The organism is Azospirillum sp. 11R-A, assembly GCF_049472615.1.
Taxonomy (GTDB): Bacteria; Pseudomonadota; Alphaproteobacteria; order Azospirillales; family Azospirillaceae; genus Azospirillum; species Azospirillum palustre.
Window position 1 is genome coordinate 96,512 of record NZ_JBCEBL010000019.1, and the last position, 18,648, is coordinate 115,159.

The window sequence follows — 18,648 nt, forward strand, 5'->3', positions numbered from 1 at the left end:
GCTCAACTCCTCCCTCACACGGCCACGATCTTGGCGGCGCATTTCTTGAAGTCGGTCTGCTTGCTGATCGGGTCGGTGGCGTCCAGCGTGCATTTGTTGATCAGACGGGCGGAGTCGAACCAGGGCACGAACACCACCCCGCGCGGCGGCTTGTTGCGCCCGCGCGTCTCGACCCGCGTGATCATCTCGCCGCGGCGGGAGACCACCTTCACCTCCGATCCGCGGCGCAGGCCCCGCGCCTTGGCGTCGTCGGGGTGCATGAAGACCAGCGCCATCGGCATCGCCTTGTACAGCTCCGGCACCCGCATGGTCATCGACCCGCTGTGCCAGTGTTCCAGCACGCGCCCCGTCACCAGCCACAGGTCGAACTCCCGGTCGGGCACCTCGGCCGGCGGCTCGTAGGGGAAGGCGAAGACATTCGCCTTGCCGTCGGGGTTGCCGTAGAAGCGCACCTGCTCTCCCGCCTTCACGAACGGGTCGTGACCCTCGCGGTAGCGCCAGCGCGTCTCCTTGCCGTCCACCACCGGCCAGCGCAGGCCGCGCACCTGATGATAGCGGTCGAAGGGCGCCAGATCGTGGCCGTGCCCACGGCCGAAATCAGCATATTCCTCGAACAGCCCCTTCTGGACGTAGAAGCCGAAAGCGCGGGATTCGTCGTTGGCATAGTCGGGGTCGATCTCCGACACCGGGAAGCGGTCCACCGTCCCGTTGCGATACAGCACGTCGAACAGCGTCTTGCCGCGGTAGGACGGGTTGGCGTCCAGCACCGCGGCCGGCCACACCTCGTCGACGGTGAAGCGCTTAGAGAACTCCATCAGCTGCCACAGATCCGACCGCGCCTCCCCCGGCGCGGTGACCAGCTGGTGCCAGAAATGGGTGCGGCGTTCGGCATTGCCGTAGGCGCCCTCCTTCTCCACCCACATCGCCGCCGGCAGGATCAGGTCGGCGGCCGACGCGGTGACGGTGGGGTAGGCGTCCGACACCACGATGAAATTGTCGGGGTTGCGGTAACCGGGATAGGTCTCGTTGCCGCTGTTGGGCGCCGCCTGGAGGTTGTTGTTCACCATGATCCAGTAGGCGTTGAGCTTGCCGTCCTTCAGCATGCGGTCCTGCTGGACGGCGTGATAGCCGATCTTGGCCGGCAGCAGATCCTTGGGCAGCTTCCACGCCGCCTCGGTGTGGGCGCGGTGGGTCGGGTTGGTCACCTGCATGTCAGCGGGCAGCCGGTGGGCGAAGGTGCCGACCTCGCGCGCCGTGCCGCAGGCCGACGGCTGCCCGGTCAGCGAGAAGGGGCCATTCCCCGGCTCGGAGATTTTTCCGGTCAGCAAATGGATGTTGTAGACCATGTGGTTGGCCCAGACGCCGCGGACATGCTGGTTGAACCCCATGGTCCACAGCGACATCACCTTCACCTTCGGGTCGGCATACAGCTCCGCCAGGGCGGTCAGCCGTTCCTTCGGCACGCCGGTCAGCTCCGCCGTGTAGTCCAGCGTGTAGGTGCTGACGAATTTGGCGAAGGCGTCGAAGTCGATGGGCTTGGAATCGGTCGGGTCCTTGGCGTTGGCCGCCCGCACCTCCAGCACGCTTTCCGGCCGCAGCCCATAGCCGATGTCGGTCTGGCCGAGCCGGAAGTTGCAGTGCTTCTCGACGAACTCCCGGTTCACCCGGTTGGTCTGGATGATGTGGTTGGCGATGTAATTCAGGATCGCCAGATCGGTGCCCGGCGTGAAGATCATCGGGATGTCGGCCAGCTCGAAGCTGCGGTGCTCGAAGGTCGACAGCACCGCCACCTTCACATGGTTGTGGGCCAGCCGGCGGTCGGTGATGCGGGTCCACAGGATGGGGTGCATCTCCGCCATGTTGGAGCCCCACAGCACGAAGGCGTCGGCATTCTCGAAATCGTCGTAGCAGCCCATCGGCTCGTCCATGCCGAAGGTGCGGATGAAGGCGACGGCGGCCGACGCCATGCAGTGGCGGGCATTCGGATCGAGGTTGTTGGTGCGGAAGCCGCCGCGCATCAGCTTGGAGGCCGCATAGCCCTCCCAGATCGTCCATTGGCCGGAGCCGAACATGCCGACGGCGTCCGGCCCCTTCTCCTTGATGACCCGCTTCCACTGGCGCGCCATCTCGTCGAAGGCGCGGTCCCAGGACACCGGCTGGAACTCGCCCTCCTTGTGGTACTGCCCGTCGCGCATGCGCAGCAGCGGCTGGGTCAGCCGGTCCTGCCCATAGAGGATCTTGGACAGGAAATAGCCCTTCACGCAGTTCAGCCCGCGGTTCACCTCGGCCTGCATGTCGCCATGGGTGGCGACGACGCGGTTGTCCTTGGTGGCGACCATCACGCCGCAGCCGGTGCCGCAGAAGCGGCAGGGCGCCTTCGACCATTTCAGCGTGGCGTCCTCCCCCGCCACCAGGGAGCTTTGTGCTGCGGCCGGCAGGCTGAGGCCCCCGGCAGCGGCGGCGGCGGCCACCGCCTGTGCCTTGATGAAGTCGCGACGGTCCAACATGGGCGTCCCCCTCTTCTTCTGATGTCCGGAGTCGGCTGGCGGGGCGGGGCAGGGCGGTGTCAGGTCTCGACGGCCCTCGCCCGGTCGATGTGATGAAAGACCATGACGGCGGAGAACACGCCCTCCAGCAAATGCAGCGCGGTCATCCGGTCGGCGATCCAGCCCTCATGCGGCCCTTCGACGGTGACCACCATCTTGCCGGGCTGCTCGATGTGAAGCTCGGTGCCGGGCATGGTCGCGATGACGGCGCGCACCGCCGCCTGCCGCTCCGGCCACACATGCAGCAGCAGCGAGGCGAGATGCCGTTCGCCCGCCGTCCCCGCTCCGGTGATGTCATCTCCGGTTATGTCAGCGTGCGGCATGGGCGGGGCTCCCAATCTTTTGAGGGGTGCTCTGGTGGGTGAGGGTGACGGCCCCGGACGGGCAGGCGGCGACGCAGGCGCCGCAGCCGGTGCAGGCCGCTTCGTCGATCCGGGCATGGGCGGCCCCGCCCGGCGCCGGCTGGAAGCGGATCGCCCCTTCCGGGCAGGCATCCTGGCAGCTCCGGCACACCACCCGCTGCACCGCAAGGCAGGAGGGCGCGATGGCGGGGCGCAAAACCCAGGGCGTCATCGTCCGGTCGAAGATGGGTTCGGTGCAGGCCTCGGCGCAGGCGCCGCAGAAGCTGCACTCGCCGCGGGCGAAATCGACCTCGGGATAGCCGCCGTCGCCCGCCCGCAGGATCGCCTCGGGACAGGCCCCGGCACAGGCGCCGCAGCGGGTGCAGAGCGCGGTGAAATAGTCGGGGCGGGACCAGGGGGGATGGATGGGCGGCGGCCCGGCCGCCGGCCGCCCGCGCAGAAGGCTCCGCCTGTCCCGGTTTACGGCCTCCCTGCTTAAGCCATCCTCGGCCATCGGACAGCTCTCCTCAGACCGGCGGCGGACCGGGCGGGCCCAGGATCAGCTGCGACATCCAGACGACGAAGCCATAGCCGCCGACCACCGCGACCGACAGAACCGGCCAGATGAACACCGCCAGCAGCAGGAACATGGCGAGTTCGCGCCGACGGGTTCCGCGATCCATTGGCGGGCGCGGGCCGGCGGGGCTGGAGGCATCGAAACTGCGGACTGCACTGGATTGTCGGGCTGCGCTCATGGAATGCGGCCTTCTGCGTGATCTCAGGCTGACAGGTCCAACCACGAATTGCCGGGATTGTTGCGCAGAAACACCCGCGCCTGAGGAGTTATGCCATCGGAGGAATGGCGCCGGGACACTGCATGCCTTCCCCCAAAAGTTGTTGATCTGGCGCAATTCGCACAGCGATTCGCCGAATTCTTGACCACGGTCAAGAACTCCCCTGCCGCCAAGCGCTTTCATGCCCTCCGAGACACCAATGCCAAAGGGCAAAAGCCGGAGGGTGGCCGTCGTGAGGTTCAGGCGCGTACAACGTTGGGTGGGATCGGCGCTCGTCGCCCTCCTGCTGCTGCTGACCGGGATCGGCCCAGACATCGCCACGGCTGAGGCCGCCGACAGCGGCCGGCTGCTGCCCTATCTGGCGAAGCTGCAGCCCTCCGACCTCGTCCCCGGCGCCGACCGCTTCGGCCAGCCCACCCCGAACACCCCCACCGTCCCCGTCTACAAGGGCGATGCGGTGGTGGGCCACGCCTATCTGACCTCCGACTTCGTCAACACCACCGGCTATTCCGGCCGCCCCATCGACGTGGTCGTCGGGCTGACGGCGGACGGCACGGTGACCGGCGCCCGGCTGATGGATCATCACGAGCCCATCGTGCTGATCGGCATCCCGCCAGCCCGCATCAATGGCTTCATCAACGGCTATGTCGGCAAGAACGTTCTGACGCTCGCCACCCAGAGCGCCGCCAGCCCGCCGGTCGACATCGTGTCGGGCGCCACGGTGACGGTGATGGTGATCGGCGATTCGATCATCCGCTCCGGCAAAAAGGTGATGCAGAGCCTGGGGAAGGCCGGGCCGGACAGCGCGCCGACCATCGTCAAGTCGGTCGACCTGTCGAAGACGGCGGTGGAGGACTGGACGACCCTGATCGGCGACGGTTCGGTCCGTCGCCTGACCCTGACGGTGGGGGAGGTGAACGCCGCCTTCGAGAAGACCGGCCGGGCCGAGGCCATCGCCCGCGCCGAGGCCGGCAGCCCCGACGAGACCTTCATCGACCTCTATGCCGCCCTGGTGTCGATCCCGTCCATCGGCCGCTCGCTGCTGGGCGATGCCGAGTACGAGACTCTGACCAAGCGGCTGAAGCCCGGCCAGCAGGCGGTGTGGGTGGCCGGGCAGGGGCGCTATTCCTTCAAGGGCTCGGGCTATGTCCGCGGCGGCATCTTCGACCGGGTCGAGATGATCCAGCATGAGGGCTCGATCCGCTTCCGCGACAAGATGCACAAGCGCCTGGGCAGCGTCGCCGCCGCCGGTGCCCCCGATTTCCCGGAAATCGGCCTGTTCGTCCTGCCGGAAGGCACCGAGTTCAACCCGGCCGACCCCTGGCGCCTCCAGCTTCTGGTCCAGCGCGCCATCGCCGCGCTCGACAAGGTGTTCGTCACCTTCGACCTCGGCTACCAGCCGCCCGACAAATACCTGAAGACCGAGCAGCCGGCCCCCACAGTCGCCGCATCTCCCGACCAATCCGCCAGCCACAGCGCCGCCATCCAGGCCGCCGGTGCCGAGGCCGCGGAGGAGGCCGCCGAAGTCCCGCTGTGGCAGCGCATCTGGCAGAACCGGCAGCTCGACATCACCGTGCTGGCCTCCGCCATCCTGCTGCTGACCGGCATCTTCTTCTTCCAGGACCAGCTGACCAAACGCCCGAAGCTGTACGAGCACGTGCGCACCGCCTATCTGGTCTTCACCCTGGTCTGGCTCGGCTGGTACGCCACGGCCCAGCTGTCGGTGGTCAATATCCTGACCTTCGCCAACGCGCTGCGCACCGACTTCCGCTGGGACTATTTCATGATGGACCCGCTGGTGTTCATCCTGTGGTTCTCGGTGGCGGCGTCGCTGCTGTTCTGGGGCCGCGGCGCCTTCTGCGGCTGGCTCTGCCCGTTCGGCGCGCTCCAGGAGCTGGCGTCGAAGGCGGCCAAAAGGATCGGCATCCGCCAGATCACCGTCCCCTTCGCCCTGCACCAGCGCCTGTGGCCGATCAAGTACATCGTCTTCCTGCTGCTGTTCGGCGTGTCGCTGCAATCGCTGGGCACGGCGGAGAAGGCGGCGGAGATCGAACCGTTCAAGACCGCCATCATCCTGCATTTCATCCGCGACTGGTGGTTCGTCGCCTTCGCCGTGGCGCTGCTGGCGGCCGGGCTGGTGATCGAACGCTTCTTCTGCCGCTATCTCTGCCCGCTGGGCGCGGCGCTGGCGATCCCCGGCCGGCTGCGGATGTTCGACTGGCTGCGCCGCTACAAGGAATGCGGCAGCCCGTGCCAGCGCTGCGGCAACGAATGCCCGGTGCAGGCCATCCACCCCGACGGCTCGATCAACCCCAACGAATGCATCCAGTGCCTGCACTGCCAGATGCTCTACCACCACGACCACAAATGCCCGGTCATGATCCAGAAGCGGCAGAAGCGCGAGAAGTGGCAGGCCGCCGAGGCCAAGCTGGCCGCCGAAAAAGAGGCCGCCGCCCGCAGCACGGTGGCGACCGCCGACCCGGCCACCGGCCGGCTGACGATCCGGCCGCACGGATCCTGACCCACACACCCTCACCCCGATAACGGGACCCGGTCGCAACGGGCCCCATGACACCCCGCAAGGCGGGGGCAGCGAAGGAGCAGACCATGTCGAGCGAGACCAACAACAGCGCAGGCGTCAACCGCCGCGCGCTACTGGGCGGAACGGCGAAGGCGGCGGCCCTTGCCGGCCTCGGCGGTGCCGTGGGCGGAGCGACCGCCGGCGGCATCGCGGGCAGCGCCCTGTTCGGCGCCGGCGAGGCCCTGGCGGCGAACGCCCAGGCCGGCCACCTCAACGCCGAAGTGAAGCCGGGCGACCTCGACGAATATTACGCCTTCCATTCCGGCGGGCATTCCGGCGAAGTCCGCATCCTCGGCCTGCCGTCGATGCGCGAGCTGATGCGGATTCCGGTCTTCAACCGCTGCTCCGCCACCGGCTGGGGCATGACCAACGAGAGCCGGAAGATCCTGACCGAGCATATGCTGCCGGAAACCAAGAAGTTTCTGGAGACGCGCGGCGGCATCTATCTGAACGGCGACGCCCACCACCCGCACATGTCCTTCACCGACGGCACCTATGACGGCCGTTACATCTTCATCAACGACAAGGCCAACACCCGTGTCGCGCGCATCCGCTGCGACATCATGAAGACCGACACCATCATCGAGATCCCCAACGCCGCCGCCATCCACGGTCTGCGCCCGCAGCGCTACCCTCGCACCGGCTACGTCTTCGCCAACGGCGAACAGCGCGTGCCGACCCCGAACGACGGCCGCGACCTGACCGCGACCAAGGCCTACAAGTCGCACTTCACCGCCATCGACGGCGACACGATGAAGATCGCGTGGCAGGTCTGGGTCGACGGCAACCTCGACAACACCGACGCCGACTATCAGGGCAAATACGCCTTCTCCACCTGCTACGATTCCGAAGAGGGCGTCACCGCGGCTGAGATGACCAGCGGCGAGCAGGACTGGGTCGTCGTCTTCAACCTGAAGCGCATCGACGAGGCGGTGAAGGCCGGCAAGATCCAGGCGGTGAACGGCGTGCCGGTGGTCGACGGCCGCCACGGCAGCCCCTACACCCGCTACATCCCGGTGCCGGCCAACCCGCACGGCATCAATGCGGCTCCCGACGGCATCCATGTCACCGTCAACGGCAAGCTGTCGCCGACCGTCACCGTCTTCGACGTGCGCCTGCTCGACGATTTGTTCGACGACAAGATCAAGCCGCGCGACGTCGTCGTCGCCGAGCCGCAGCTCGGCCTCGGGCCTCTCCACACCGCCTATGACGGCCGCGGCAACGCCTACACCACCCTGTTCCTCGACAGCCAGGTGGTGAAGTGGAACATCGACAAGGCCCGTCGCGCCTTCAAGGGCGAGAAGGTCGATCCGATCGTCCAGAAGCTGGACGTCCAGTACCAGCCCGGCCACAACCACACCTCGATGGGCGAGACCAAGGAGGCCGACGGCAAGTGGCTGGTGTCGCTGAACAAGTTCTCCAAGGACCGCTTCCTCAACGTCGGCCCGCTGAAGCCGGAGAACGACCAGCTGATCGACATCTCCGGCGACGAGATGAAGCTGGTGCATGACGGCCCCACCTTCGCCGAGCCGCACGACACGCTGATCGTCCACCGCTCCAAGGTGAACCCGCGCTCGGTCTACGACCGCAACGACCCGCTGTGGGAAGAGGCGCGCCAGCAGGCCAAGAAGGACGGCGTGGTGCTGGAGGATGACGCCAAGGTCATCCGCGACGGCAAGAAGGTCCGCGTCTACATGTGGCAGCGCGCCCCGGCCTTCGGGCTGGAGGACTTCACGGTCAAGCAGGGCGACGAGGTCACCGTCTATGTCACCAACATGGACGACATCGACGACCTGACCCACGGCTTCAGCATCACCAACTACGGCGTCTGCATGGAGGTCGGCCCGCAGGCGACATCCTCGGTGACCTTCACCGCCGACCGGGCTGGCGTCTACTGGTACTACTGCCAGTGGTTCTGCCACGCCCTGCACATGGAGATGGCCGGCCGCATGATCGTCGAGCCGTCCTCGACCTGATCGACCGCTCTCTCCCCCTGCGTAAATCCCCCTCTCCCCCCCGGGGAGAGGGTCGGGGTGAGGGGGATGCAAAGCGTGAATTTCCCAAAGGCCCCGCCATGTTCCTCCGCACCGCGACACTCCTCGCCGCCGCCCTGGCCCTGCCGGCCGCGGCGCTCGCCGCCACGGCGACGGTCGCCCCCGGCGGCCTGGAGGCGGCGCTGGCGTCCGCGGCGCCCGGAGACACGCTGGTGCTGTCCGCCGGCGTCCATCCCGGCCCGCTGACCGTCCGCACCCCGGTCACCCTGACCGGAGAGCCGGGGGCAATCATCGACGGGCAGGGCAGCGGCAGCACGCTCACCATCCTCGCCCCCAACGTCACGCTGCGGCACCTGGAGATCCGCAATTCCGGCCTCAGCCTGATCGACCAGAATGCCGGCGTCTTCCTCGGCAAGGAGGCCCGCGGCGCGGTGGTCGAGGACAACCGCCTGCGCGACAATCTGATCGGCGTCTATATCTGGGGCGCCGCCGACAGCCTGGTCCGCCGCAACGACATCGTCGGCCGCACCGACCTGCGGGTGTCGGAACGCGGCAACGGCATCCAGCTGTGGAACGCGCCGGGCACCCGCGTGCTCGACAACAGCGTGCGCGAGGGGCGCGACGGGCTGTTCACCACCTCGTCCCGCAAGAACGTCTTCTCCGGCAACCGGTTCGAGCATGTCCGGTTCGCCGTCCACTACATGTACACCAACGATTCCGAACTGACCGACAACGTCTCCGTCGCCAACAATGTCGGCTATGCGGTGATGTTCTCCAACAACCTGCTGATCCGCAACAACCGCTCCAGGGCGGACCGCGAACACGGGCTGATGCTGAACAACGCCAACAGCTCGCGCATCGAGGGCAACGTGATCGAAGGCCGCTTCGCCGGCGCGCTGTCCGACAGCGGCGAGGCGCTGCCCGACAGCGACATCCCGCGCGACAGCGAGGCGATGAGCGACCGGCTGCGCAGCGGCACCTGGAAATGCGTCTTCATCTACAACGCCAACAAGAACCGCTTCACCGGCAACCGCTTCGACGGCTGCGAGATCGGCGTCCACTTCACCGCCGGGTCGGAACGCAACAGCCTGACCGGCAACGCCTTCATCGGCAACCGCACCCAGGTGAAGTATGTCGGCACCCGCTATCTCGACTGGTCGGAGAATGGGCGCGGCAACTACTGGTCGGACAATGCCGCCTTCGACCTGAACGGCGACGGCATCTCCGACGAGCCCTATCGCCCCAACGACGTGGTCGACCGGGTGATGTGGGAATATCCGGCGGCCAAGCTGCTGATGAACAGCCCCGGCGTCCAGGTGATCCGCTGGGCGCAGAAGCAGTTCCCGGCCCTGCACCCCGGCGGCGTGATCGACAGCGCGCCCCTGATGACGCCGCCCCCAATGCCCACACTCGTCCAATCCGCCCAAAGCCTGAATGCCGAAAGGAAACAGCCATGACCGACTTCACCGCGGAGGTGCAGGGCGTCACCAAGCGCTACGGCGAGACCGAGGCGGTGCGCGGCGTGGACCTGACGCTGGCGCCCGGCGAATGCGTGGCGATGGTCGGCCACAACGGTGCCGGCAAGAGCTCGCTGATCAAGCTGATGCTCGGCCTGACCACCCCGACGGAGGGCCGCATCCGCGTGCTGGGCGGCGACCCGGCCAGCGCCGCCTGCTCCCCCATCCGCCGCCGGATCGGCTTCCTGCCGGAGAATGTCGCCTTCCACCCCAGCATGACCGGGCGGGAGACGCTGGACTTCTACGCCCGGCTGAAGGGCGCGCCCTGCCGCGACAACGACGCGCTGTTCGAAAAGGTCGGCCTTGAACCGGCCGCCATCAGGCGCCGCGTCTCGACATACTCCAAGGGCATGCGCCAGCGCCTGGCCCTGGCCCAGGCCCTGCTCGGCGGCCCGAAGCTGCTGTTCCTCGACGAGCCGACCACCGGCCTCGACCCGGCGCTGCGCCAGAGCTTCTACGCCATCGTCGCCGAGTTGCGCGACCGCGGCACCACCATCCTGCTGTGCAGCCACGCCCTGACCGAGCTGGAGGGGCAGGCCGACCGCGTCGTGGTGATGAACCGCGGCCGCAAGGTCGCCGACGGCTCGCTCGCCACCCTGCGCAGCCTCGCCCAGCTGCCGGTCCGCATCCGCCTGACCCTGCCGACCGGCGAGATCGACACACTGGCAGCCAGAGTGGGGGAGGGCGCCGCCCTGACCCGGCTGGCCGGCGGCGTGGTGGAGCTGGCCTGCGCCAACGACGACAAGGTCGCTCTGGTCCGCCGCATCTCTTGCAACGGGCTTGCCGTCGATGACATCGAGATCGTCCAGCCCAGCCTGGACGAGATGTACGCCCATTTCCTGCGCCGGGAGGCCGCCGAATGAACACGCTCCTGATCATCGCCGGCAAGGAACTGCGCGAGGCGACGCGCAACCGCTGGGTCGTCGCCACTACCCTGCTGATGGCGGCGCTGGCCCTGACGCTCAGCTTCCTCGGCTCCGTTCCCACCGGCACGGTCGGCGTCGGCCCGGTCGAGGTCACCATCGTCAGCCTGTCGAGCCTGACCATCTTCCTGCTGCCGCTGATAGCATTGCTGCTGTCCTTCGACGCGGTGGTGGGGGAGATCGACCGCGGCACCATGACGCTGCTGCTGTCCTATCCGGTGGCGCGCTGGCAGCTCCTGCTCGGCAAGTTCCTCGGCCATGCCGCGGTGATCGCGCTGGCGACGGTGGTCGGCTACGGCGCCGCCGGGGTGGCGCTCGCCATGGGCGGCACCGCCATCGGCACCGACAGCTGGCGCGCCTTTGCCGCGATGATCGGGTCCAGCGTGATGCTGGGCGCCGCCTTCACCGCGCTCGGCTATCTCGCCTCCACCATCGTCCGCGACCGCGGCACGGCGGCCGGCATCGCGGTGGCGGTGTGGCTCTGCTTCGTCCTGCTCTACGACATGGCCCTGCTCGGCATCCTCGCCAGCGGCAGCGGCCTGGGGGTGGAGACGCTGAACTGGCTGCTGCTCGCCAACCCGGCCGACGCCTACCGCCTGTTCAACCTGACCGGCTTCAAGGGCGTCAGCGCCTTCGCCGGCACCGCCGGCCTCGCCGCCCATGTCCAGCTCTCGGTCCCGCTGCTGCTGGCGGTGATGGCCGGCTGGATCGCCGCCCCGCTGGCGCTGGCCGCCGCCCTCTTTTCGAGGAAGCAGATCTGATGCGCACCCTCCCCATCCTGCGAACCGCACTTCTCGCCACCGCCCTGCTGCTGCCGCTCGCGGCCTGCAAGCAGGAAAAGGCGGAGGTCGCCCCGCCGCCGCCCGCCATCCTGACCGCCGACGCCATCGGCCACTACTGCGGCATGAACCTCGCCGACCATTCCGGCCCCAAGGGCCAGATCCTGGTGAAGGGGCAGGAGCGGCCGATCTGGCTGTCCTCCGTCCGCGACACCTTCGCCTTCACCATGCTGCCGGAAGAGCCGAAGGAGATCGGCGCCATCTACGTCACCGACGTGGCCAAGGCCAAGGATCCCGCCGCCCCCGACATGACGGCCTGGGTGGAGGCGCGCAAGGCGTGGTACGTGCTGGGCAGCAAGTTGCGCGGCGGCATGGGCGAGGCGGAACCCTATCCCTTCTCCGACAAGGCCGCCGCCGAGCGTTTCGCCGCCGCCAACGGCGGCACGGTCCTGCGCTTCGCCGACGTGCATGAGGACCAGATCCTCACCCCGCCCGCCGCCACCATGGCCGAGGGAGAGCACTGATGGAAACCGCTCTCACCCGCCCCCTGGCCAGACGCCGCTTCCTCGCCATCGGCGCCGTCGCCGCCGGCCTGTCGCTCCTGCCGCACCGCCTGCTGCGGGCGGAAGGGGTTCCCGTCCGGGTCTGGCGCGGCGTCGCGCTCGGCGCCGACGCCAGCCTGTCCATCGCCCACCCCGATCCCGCGGAAGCGGACCGCCTGATCGCGCTCAGCCTGGAGGAGGTGGAGCGGCTGGAACGGGTCTTCAGCCTCTACCGCCCCGACTCCGCGCTGCGCCGCCTGAATCGCGACGGCCGGCTGGACGATCCGCCCGCCGACCTCGTCCGCCTGCTGTCGGAGGCCGCCGCCTTCGGCCGGGCCACCGGCGGCGCCTTCGATCCCACGGTGCAGCCCTTGTGGCAGCTCTATGCCGGCCATTTCGAACGCGCGAACGCCGACCCCGCCGGCCCGCCGGAGAGTGCAATCCGCGCCGCCCGCGCGCTGGTCGATGTCCGCGCCCTGCGGGTGGAGCCCGACCGCATCGCCTTCGCCGCCGGGGGCATGGCGGTGACGCTGAACGGCATCGCCCAGGGCTACGTCACCGACCGCGTGACCGAGCGCCTGAAAACCGAAGGCATCGGCAACGTCCTCGTCGACATGGGCGAACTGCGGGCGCTCGGCCATCACCCCTCGGGCCGTCCCTGGACCGTCGGCCTCGCCGATCCCAAGGATGCGGACCGCAGCACGGAGACCGTCGAACTCACCGACGGCGCGATGGCGACCTCGGGCGGCTACGGCACGCAGTTCGACGCCGCCGGACGCTTCACCCACCTGTTCGACCCGGCGAGCGGGGCCTGCGCCGCCCGATGGCTGGCGGTCACCGTGCAGGCGCCGGACGCCACGACGGCCGACGCCCTGTCGACCGCCCTGTCGGTGGTGCCGGCGGAGCGCGTTCCGGCCATCCTGGCCGCATATCCCGGCGTCACCGCCCGCTTCACCCACCCCGACGGCCGCATCCTGCGGCTGCCGGCCTGAAGGATCGGATCATCGTCATGGGAAGCTTCAGCCTGTTCCATTGGGCCATCGTCCTGCTGGTCGTCCTGCTGCTGTTCGGCGCCGGCAAGCTGCCGTCCGTCATGGGCGACTTCGCCAAGGGCATCAGGAGCTTCAAGGCCGGCCTGAAGGACGGGGACGACGAGGAGCGCAAGCCGATCGCGTGATGAGCGGAGGGGATGCGGCGGATACCCCCGCCGCATCCCCTCCGGCGGCCTCACGCCACCCGCAGAGCCCCCGCGGTGTCGTGGTAGAAGCCGTTGACCAGCGGCGCGTCGATCAGCCCGCCCAGTTCGGCGGCGACCTCCGCCCCGTCGCGCCGCCCGTCCAGCACCGCCCGGAAGGCCTCGGCGACCCGCACCATGTCCATCGCCTGCGGCGACAGGCGGAAGCGGTCCACCCCCATCGCCACCAGCGCCGGCATCTCCGCCGCCAGGCACAGGCAGCCGTGCGACATCGTCTGCGTGCCGTTGACGGTCAGGAAGGGCTGGCCGTCCATCGTCGTCACCGGCATGCCGTCCGGGTCGTTGCCGCAGACGAACTGGCAGCCGTCCTTGTGCAGCCCGTGGGCGCGCGCGTGATAGCAGCGGGCCGAGATGGCGAGCGGCGCCCGCCCCCAGACCTGCACCTCGGTCTCGATCCCCAGCTCCCGCCCGGCCTTCGCCAGCACGGCGACGGTGGCCGCCGGCAATTCCGCCGGCAGCGACACCGCCACCGCCCCGCGCCCGGCCATCCAGCCCAGCGTCGCCTCGTTGTAGACGTTGATCGTCGGCCCGACCGCATGGGGCCGCCCGGCCAGCAGGGCCAGCGCCCCCATGTCGTTCGCCTCGACCAAACCACCATCTGGCAACCCGGCATCCGATCCCACCAGATCGCGCATCGCCGACCGCTCGCGCTCGCTGCCGACCAGGATCGGGCTGGCGAGCCACACCGTCTTGCCGGCGGCGCTCAGCCGCTCGATCACCTCGCCCATCGCCTCGGCGAAGAAGGGCGCCCGCTTGAAGCAGACGATCTCGCCGACGATCACCGTGTCCACCGGCGCCTCGTCGGCGATGCGGGCGTAGAAGTCGCGCCAGCGGTCGACCGGCCAGTTGAACAGCACCGGCCCCAAAGTGAGTGACGCAGTCATTTCCTGAATCTCCTCGGCGCCCAAAGGCTTATCGCCAGGCGCGCGTATAGGCTCCGGTGGTCTGGGTCCCGCCCTCGACCATCGCCTGCAAATCGATGTGCGGCACCGGCCGTCCGGCGGCGAATGTTTCCAGCGCCTCGCGATAGGCGCGGACCACCGCGGCGATATAGGCCTTGCCGCGCTGCCGCCCCTCGATCTTCAGCGCCCGCACGCCGGCCGCCTTCAACTCCGGCAGCAAATCCATGGCATTCAGGCTGGTCGGCTCCTCGAACAGGTAGGCCGGCCCGTCCCCGGCGACAAAGCGGCCCTTGCACAGCGTCGGATAGCCGGCCTGCTCGCCCTCGCCGAACACATTGATGGTGAAGCCGCCCAGCGTCGAGGCGAGCGACCCGCCCCGCTGCTCGTAGCGGACATGGTTGGCCGGCGAACAGACGCCCTGCTTGTTGGGCGACAGGCCGGTGGCGTAGGAGGACAGCGAACAGCGCCCCTCCGCCATCGGGCAGAGGCCGCCGAAGACGAACACCTCGGTCTCGATGTCGATCTCGGCGTTCAGCCTGGCGATTTCCGGCACCGTCAGCACGCGCGGCAGCACGACCCGGCGCACGCCGAAGGCCTCGCGGTACAGCCGGATCGCCTCGACATTGGCGGCCGACGCCTGGACCGACAGATGCAGGCGCAGGTCGGGATGGCGCTTCGCGGCATAGGCCAGCAGCCCCGGATCGGCCATGATGACGGCATCGACCCTCAGCCGCGCCGCATCGTCCACCGCCTTCTGCCAGGGGCCGAGATTGCCCGCCTGCGGATAGGTGTTGATGGCGACATAGACCTCGACGCGGCGCGCATGGGCGTAATCCACCGCGTCGGCCACATCCTGCCGGGTGAAGTTCAGGCCCGGAAAATTGCGGGCGTTGGTCTCGTCGCGGAAGCCGAGATAGACGGCATCGGCCCCGGCATCGACGGCGGCCCGCAAGGCGGCCGGCGTCCCCGCCGGGCAGATCAGCTCGAAATTGTCCATGGTCCCCTACGCCCCCGTTCCCGGCAAGGTCCTGGGCAGAGTGCCGGGCGGAGTGCCGGGCAGCGTCCCCGCCGTCCCGCCGAGCCGTGCCTCCAGCCGCTCGATCCCGCGGCGCAGCGGCGGCGGCAGCAGCCGGCGCGCCGCGTCGATCCGGTCCAGCACCGGCCCGGCATTGCGCCGCAGCACCGGCAGGGCGCGGGCCAGCGGCCCGGCGATGGAGGCGGCATCGGCCACCAGATCCATCTCGTCCTCGCCGTCCAGCGTGTTGCGCAGCGCCAGGATCAGCGCGGTGTCGCCGGAAATGCTCAACTCGCGCCGGAAGAACAGCGCATCGCCGTCGATCCGCCCCTCCAGCAGGTCGAGCAGCTTGTCATAAGGCCCGCGCACCACCGCGTCGGCCCCCGCCTCGCCCACACCGTCGGCGCCGCGCGGCAGGGCATGCAGCGACAGATCCGGCCCGACGCGCATCAGCAGGGCGACCGGCGCGTCCACCGGCTCGATCAGCACGCGGGCGTCCGGCATCTCGCGCAGGGCCTCGAAGGCGCGCGGATGACGGTCGGCCAGCAGCCGCAGCAGCCGGGCGAGCAGCGCATCGCTGGCCCGCCGCCCCAGCCTGGGCACCAGCCCCAGCCCGGCCCGGCTCAATCCGGTCTCGAACCGGCGGGCACGCTCGCCGGCGGGGGAATTGGAAACGGAAACAGTCTGTGCGGCATCGGGATCGCGCATGGGCGGCTTCCCTCCTCATCGGTCATTCCGCCGCCCATGAAAGCCGGTAACCGCCTGACGTCATTGACCTCGGTCAAGTTCAAGCTTGAAAAAGCCCTTGGCGTCAGGCCGCGCTCGCCGGCCCGCAGCGGCCGCCCAAGGTCGTACAGCCGGCGATCCTCCCGGCCGATGCGGTGTTTCAGCGCAGCGACCCGAAGGACCGCCGGGGCCTGCCGGGGGATCGCGCGCCGGGATCGCGCCTGGGGGATCGCGCCTGGGGGATCGCGCCAAGCGGCCGGTTTTCCGGCCGAGGCATCCGCCATGTCGTCCATGGCCGTATGAATCTCAAGGGTGCATTGCATGCATGTATGTTGACATTGTAGGCCTCAGCGGAGCATACAGTGACATATTGTATGGATGAATTGCTTGGATTTCCTCCTGGGGGACCATGTGATGTCATCCGAACAGCCGTCTGTCTTCCGCCCGCAGACAAGGACCCGCGCCCGACCCGACTGCCGTCGGTTTCCCCTGACGAATGACGGCGTCGTATCCTGGAGACGTTCAAAATGTACGACTGGTTCCCTTTGGTCTTTTTCCCGTTCAAGATCATCGTGTTGGGCACGGGAATGTTCTTCGCCATCAAGTGGCATCACGACAAGGCGAAGGAGGAACGGGCAAAGAAGGACAGCGAAGCCGGCAGGCCGTAAGCGCCCACCGAAGCTGCCGGGCGCCGCTCGCTCCGCGCTTCGAAACAGGCCGGGCTGTGGCCCCCCTCACAGCAGCGGAAGCCGGATGCGTCCAGGATCGCCCCATCGCCGCCGACCGTCCCCGGTCGATTGAACGGCACCGAGATGTCAGCCCTTTCGGACGGAGCGATCCCATGACCATCCTCTGCATCAGCGCCGCCACGTCGATCCTGAGCCTCGGCCTGCTGGCCGGCTTCGACCTCTGCATCGCTCCGCCGCCGAAAGCCGCCGGGGCAAGGGCCGCCGCATCCGCCCGCCGGCGGTCCGGCGAGGACATGATGGGGTGAAAGGGGCAGGCGCCGAAGACGACGGGACGCTGTCCCTATTCGTTTCTGATCACCCTGTTGACGGCCTTGGTTATATCGGGACTGCTCTTGCTCCTGACCCAGTTTCCGGCCTCGGTACAATCGTACCTGATGGCCTTCGCGCGGACCTGGATGGCATGAGGGGCTTTGACATCCACATCCTTGGTTCTTCCCGTCTTTTTGTCCAGGACGGGCATCGTCATTTTTGTATTGCTGACGATCACCTTCATCTCTATCGCATGCACATACAGCTTCGCCAGTTCCACCCGTTTATCCTTCTCCGTGACGGCCCGCGAAATGGCCTTCTCGACCTCGGATTTGTCGATATTGAAGAACTGGTTGGAAATAATCAGAAGCTCTTTCACCTTCAACTCTACCGCACTGTGCCGCTTGTTCGTCGTTGCGGTAAGGGGCGTCAGGTTTTCGCTCACCCCCGGTCCACCCATGTTGTCGTTCAACAGATGGCCGGCGATCCACTTGACCTTCGGATGGTCTCTTCTCAAAGCGGTGATGCAGCGCGGGGCGTTTCTCTGCGGCTTGCTGCCGTAGTTGGAAGACGCAATGGCGCCGGGCCCCATGATCACATGCACGGATGTGCCGCCACCGCCGCCCGCCAGCTCCCTGCCCCATTTCGGGGCCATGAAATATATTGGAACGGATGGAATCTGTACTCTGGCCATCGGAGACCCTCATTCTCGTGACTGACGGGTGAGCGCCCAGGCGGCGTCGCGTCGATTGACGAGGGCAATTCTAATCACACTTGCTTTATGAATTTAATACTCGCGTCAAAGTTATCGAAAACAACCAATGCGTTTGCCGGCGCGGTCGGTCTCGGCATTTCATCCGGGACGGGTCTGCGAACCATCTCCAACCCGTCTTTGCGAAAATAACATCCTCACAAGAATAATTTCCTATAATCTTTCCGCGAATGTCCCTTCAGTCGCGGAGCCACGCCATGCCTCTCGATCCCCGCAGCTTCACCGACGACAATTTCCCCCGCTGGGCCGAAGAGCCGCCGACCCCGTCGGACGGCGTGCTGGTCCCCGGTTCGCAGTTCCATGAGGAGCAGTGGATCATGGCCGCCGGCATGCTGGCGCGCGGCAACAGCTTCCTTCAGGTCTCGCGCGCCATGGGGTGCAGCCGGACGACGCTCTGGCGGGCCTACTACGGCTCCAAGGATTTTCGTCACAGGGTTTGGTGGGAACGGCAGGCGCTGAACCGCGAGGCCGAGCTGCGCCTGTCCTCGCTGCGGGTGCTGGTGGCCGAGCAGATCGAGCGGCTGGTCACGTCCGGCGACCCCGCCACCGTGCGCTGGCTGGCCGAGCGGCTCGGCCTCATCCCCGGTCCCGGGACCGCCCGCACCGCCTCACGGGACAGCCGGGAGGTGGGGGAGGGACCGGCGGCGAGGCCCGAAGACAGGCCGCGGGCACCCCGCCCGGAAGACCCGCCCGCCGTCATAATCCCCGAACTGGACGACGACGACATCCCCGGCGCCCTGCGCGAGCGCCATCCGCCCAGCCCGGCGATGGTTGCCGCCGTGCTGGCCCAGCCGGAGGCCGCCGGGCCGAAGGGCGTCTTCCCCTACACGCTCAACCAGTATGAGGAATATCCCAACCTCAACCCCGGCCCGGTCGGCCGCCGCGCCGCCGGTGCCTTCGGCCGGCGGTAGAGGGTGGCCGGGCGATGGAACATCCGCTGGAAAACGTTCCACACCGTTCCAT

The 18,648-nt window shown here is 68.2% G+C and carries 18 protein-coding genes and 1 pseudogene; 11 read left to right on the forward strand and 8 right to left on the reverse strand.

Annotated elements, in window-relative coordinates:
- Positions 1-14 precede the first annotated feature (14 nt).
- From napA to napE, 4 genes are read right to left on the reverse strand one after another with little or no spacing between them, the layout of a single operon-like run.
- Entirely contained in the window at positions 15-2,507 is a 2,493-nt protein-coding gene (gene napA / locus VH569_RS23215; protein WP_423318292.1) for a periplasmic nitrate reductase subunit alpha, read from the reverse strand.
- 59 nt (positions 2,508-2,566) lie between these two features.
- The gene (locus VH569_RS23220) at positions 2,567-2,869 is read right to left on the reverse strand and encodes a chaperone NapD (protein WP_423318294.1); all 303 of its coding nucleotides are present in this window, start codon (positions 2,867-2,869) and stop codon (positions 2,567-2,569) included.
- Positions 2,856-3,401, reverse strand: coding sequence for a ferredoxin-type protein NapF (gene napF / locus VH569_RS23225; protein ID WP_423318296.1), 546 nt, complete (start codon positions 3,399-3,401; stop codon positions 2,856-2,858). The genes VH569_RS23220 and napF overlap by 14 nt, the downstream gene beginning before the upstream one ends.
- Positions 3,402-3,414: 13 nt before the next feature.
- Positions 3,415-3,642 (reverse strand): periplasmic nitrate reductase, NapE protein, encoded by a 228-nt coding sequence (gene napE / locus VH569_RS23230; protein WP_423318298.1) that lies wholly within the window; start codon positions 3,640-3,642, stop codon positions 3,415-3,417.
- A gap of 271 nt (positions 3,643-3,913) precedes the next feature.
- On the opposite strand from napE, the gene VH569_RS23235 reads away from it, so the two are divergent.
- The 8 genes and pseudogenes from VH569_RS23235 (at position 3,914) to tatA (ending at position 13,291) form a co-directional block, all read left to right on the forward strand.
- Positions 3,914-6,202 (forward strand): 4Fe-4S binding protein, encoded by a 2,289-nt coding sequence (locus tag VH569_RS23235; protein WP_423318299.1) that lies wholly within the window; start codon positions 3,914-3,916, stop codon positions 6,200-6,202.
- Between the two features lie 86 nt (positions 6,203-6,288).
- Positions 6,289-8,238, forward strand: a complete 1,950-nt coding sequence (gene nosZ, locus VH569_RS23240) for a TAT-dependent nitrous-oxide reductase (RefSeq protein WP_423318300.1) — start codon at positions 6,289-6,291, stop codon at positions 8,236-8,238.
- Between the two features lie 98 nt (positions 8,239-8,336).
- Positions 8,337-9,713 carry a nitrous oxide reductase family maturation protein NosD gene (locus VH569_RS23245; RefSeq protein WP_423318302.1) on the forward strand — a complete coding sequence of 459 codons (1,377 nt, stop codon included), beginning with the start codon at positions 8,337-8,339 and terminating at the stop codon, positions 9,711-9,713.
- Complete coding sequence (locus tag VH569_RS23250; protein WP_423318304.1) at positions 9,710-10,636, forward strand: ABC transporter ATP-binding protein; 927 nt, start codon at positions 9,710-9,712, stop codon at positions 10,634-10,636. The genes VH569_RS23245 and VH569_RS23250 overlap by 4 nt, the downstream gene beginning before the upstream one ends.
- Positions 10,633-11,457, forward strand: coding sequence for an ABC transporter permease (locus VH569_RS23255; protein ID WP_423318305.1), 825 nt, complete (start codon positions 10,633-10,635; stop codon positions 11,455-11,457). The genes VH569_RS23250 and VH569_RS23255 overlap by 4 nt, the downstream gene beginning before the upstream one ends.
- Entirely contained in the window at positions 11,457-11,999 is a 543-nt protein-coding gene (locus tag VH569_RS23260) for a nitrous oxide reductase accessory protein NosL (RefSeq protein WP_423318307.1), read from the forward strand. Before VH569_RS23255 ends, VH569_RS23260 begins: the two co-directional genes overlap by 1 nt.
- A complete protein-coding gene (locus tag VH569_RS23265; RefSeq protein ID WP_423318309.1) occupies positions 11,999-13,009 on the forward strand; it encodes an FAD:protein FMN transferase in 1,011 nt (336 codons plus the stop codon). Before VH569_RS23260 ends, VH569_RS23265 begins: the two co-directional genes overlap by 1 nt.
- 17 nt (positions 13,010-13,026) lie before the next feature.
- Positions 13,027-13,291: pseudogene (gene tatA, locus VH569_RS23270) on the forward strand (twin-arginine translocase TatA/TatE family subunit).
- Here the strand turns inward: tatA and ubiV are convergent.
- The 3 genes from ubiV to ubiT are packed head-to-tail and all read right to left on the reverse strand — an operon-like array spanning position 13,245 to position 15,897.
- Entirely contained in the window at positions 13,245-14,156 is a 912-nt protein-coding gene (ubiV, locus tag VH569_RS23275) for a ubiquinone anaerobic biosynthesis protein UbiV (protein ID WP_423318311.1), read from the reverse strand. The pseudogene tatA and the gene ubiV sit on opposite strands and share 47 nt — an antisense overlap.
- A gap of 28 nt (positions 14,157-14,184) precedes the next feature.
- A complete protein-coding gene (ubiU, locus tag VH569_RS23280; RefSeq protein ID WP_423318312.1) occupies positions 14,185-15,171 on the reverse strand; it encodes a ubiquinone anaerobic biosynthesis protein UbiU in 987 nt (328 codons plus the stop codon).
- A 6-nt stretch (positions 15,172-15,177) separates the two neighbouring features.
- The gene (gene ubiT, locus VH569_RS23285) at positions 15,178-15,897 is read right to left on the reverse strand and encodes a ubiquinone anaerobic biosynthesis accessory factor UbiT (RefSeq protein ID WP_423318314.1); all 720 of its coding nucleotides are present in this window, start codon (positions 15,895-15,897) and stop codon (positions 15,178-15,180) included.
- A gap of 545 nt (positions 15,898-16,442) precedes the next feature.
- Between ubiT and VH569_RS23290 the strand changes: the two genes are divergently transcribed.
- Together VH569_RS23290 and VH569_RS23295 are read left to right on the forward strand one after the other, a co-directional pair.
- Complete coding sequence (locus VH569_RS23290) at positions 16,443-16,583, forward strand: hypothetical protein (RefSeq protein WP_423318316.1); 141 nt, start codon at positions 16,443-16,445, stop codon at positions 16,581-16,583.
- Positions 16,584-16,756: 173 nt separating this feature from the next.
- A complete protein-coding gene (locus tag VH569_RS23295) occupies positions 16,757-16,909 on the forward strand; it encodes a hypothetical protein (RefSeq protein ID WP_161958042.1) in 153 nt (50 codons plus the stop codon).
- Between the two features lie 35 nt (positions 16,910-16,944).
- On the opposite strand, the gene VH569_RS23300 is transcribed toward VH569_RS23295, so the two are convergent.
- A complete protein-coding gene (locus VH569_RS23300) occupies positions 16,945-17,607 on the reverse strand; it encodes a hypothetical protein (protein WP_423318318.1) in 663 nt (220 codons plus the stop codon).
- Between the two features lie 275 nt (positions 17,608-17,882).
- On the opposite strand from VH569_RS23300, the gene VH569_RS23305 reads away from it, so the two are divergent.
- On the forward strand, positions 17,883-18,596 hold the full coding sequence (locus tag VH569_RS23305) for a hypothetical protein (protein ID WP_423318320.1): 714 nt from the start codon (positions 17,883-17,885) through the stop codon (positions 18,594-18,596).
- The last annotated feature ends 52 nt before the right edge of the window (positions 18,597-18,648 follow it).

Bases quoted from the DNA above. Each gene is read 5' to 3' on its own strand.
- napA (WP_423318292.1), bottom strand. From the start codon at position 2,507: ATGTTGGACCGTCGCGACTTCATCAAGGCACAGGCGGTGGCCGCCGCC.
- VH569_RS23220 (WP_423318294.1), bottom strand. From the start codon at position 2,869: ATGCCGCACGCTGACATAACCGGAGATGACATCACCGGAGCGGGGACG.
- napF (WP_423318296.1), bottom strand. From the start codon at position 3,401: ATGGCCGAGGATGGCTTAAGCAGGGAGGCCGTAAACCGGGACAGGCGG.
- napE (WP_423318298.1), bottom strand. From the start codon at position 3,642: ATGAGCGCAGCCCGACAATCCAGTGCAGTCCGCAGTTTCGATGCCTCC.
- nosZ (WP_423318300.1), top strand. From the start codon at position 6,289: ATGTCGAGCGAGACCAACAACAGCGCAGGCGTCAACCGCCGCGCGCTA.
- VH569_RS23245 (WP_423318302.1), top strand. From the start codon at position 8,337: ATGTTCCTCCGCACCGCGACACTCCTCGCCGCCGCCCTGGCCCTGCCG.
- VH569_RS23250 (WP_423318304.1), top strand. From the start codon at position 9,710: ATGACCGACTTCACCGCGGAGGTGCAGGGCGTCACCAAGCGCTACGGC.
- VH569_RS23255 (WP_423318305.1), top strand. From the start codon at position 10,633: ATGAACACGCTCCTGATCATCGCCGGCAAGGAACTGCGCGAGGCGACG.
- VH569_RS23260 (WP_423318307.1), top strand. From the start codon at position 11,457: ATGCGCACCCTCCCCATCCTGCGAACCGCACTTCTCGCCACCGCCCTG.
- VH569_RS23265 (WP_423318309.1), top strand. From the start codon at position 11,999: ATGGAAACCGCTCTCACCCGCCCCCTGGCCAGACGCCGCTTCCTCGCC.
- ubiV (WP_423318311.1), bottom strand. From the start codon at position 14,156: ATGACTGCGTCACTCACTTTGGGGCCGGTGCTGTTCAACTGGCCGGTC.
- ubiU (WP_423318312.1), bottom strand. From the start codon at position 15,171: ATGGACAATTTCGAGCTGATCTGCCCGGCGGGGACGCCGGCCGCCTTG.
- ubiT (WP_423318314.1), bottom strand. From the start codon at position 15,897: ATGCGCGATCCCGATGCCGCACAGACTGTTTCCGTTTCCAATTCCCCC.
- VH569_RS23290 (WP_423318316.1), top strand. From the start codon at position 16,443: ATGTACGACTGGTTCCCTTTGGTCTTTTTCCCGTTCAAGATCATCGTG.
- VH569_RS23295 (WP_161958042.1), top strand. From the start codon at position 16,757: ATGACCATCCTCTGCATCAGCGCCGCCACGTCGATCCTGAGCCTCGGC.
- VH569_RS23300 (WP_423318318.1), bottom strand. From the start codon at position 17,607: ATGGCCAGAGTACAGATTCCATCCGTTCCAATATATTTCATGGCCCCG.
- VH569_RS23305 (WP_423318320.1), top strand. From the start codon at position 17,883: ATGCCTCTCGATCCCCGCAGCTTCACCGACGACAATTTCCCCCGCTGG.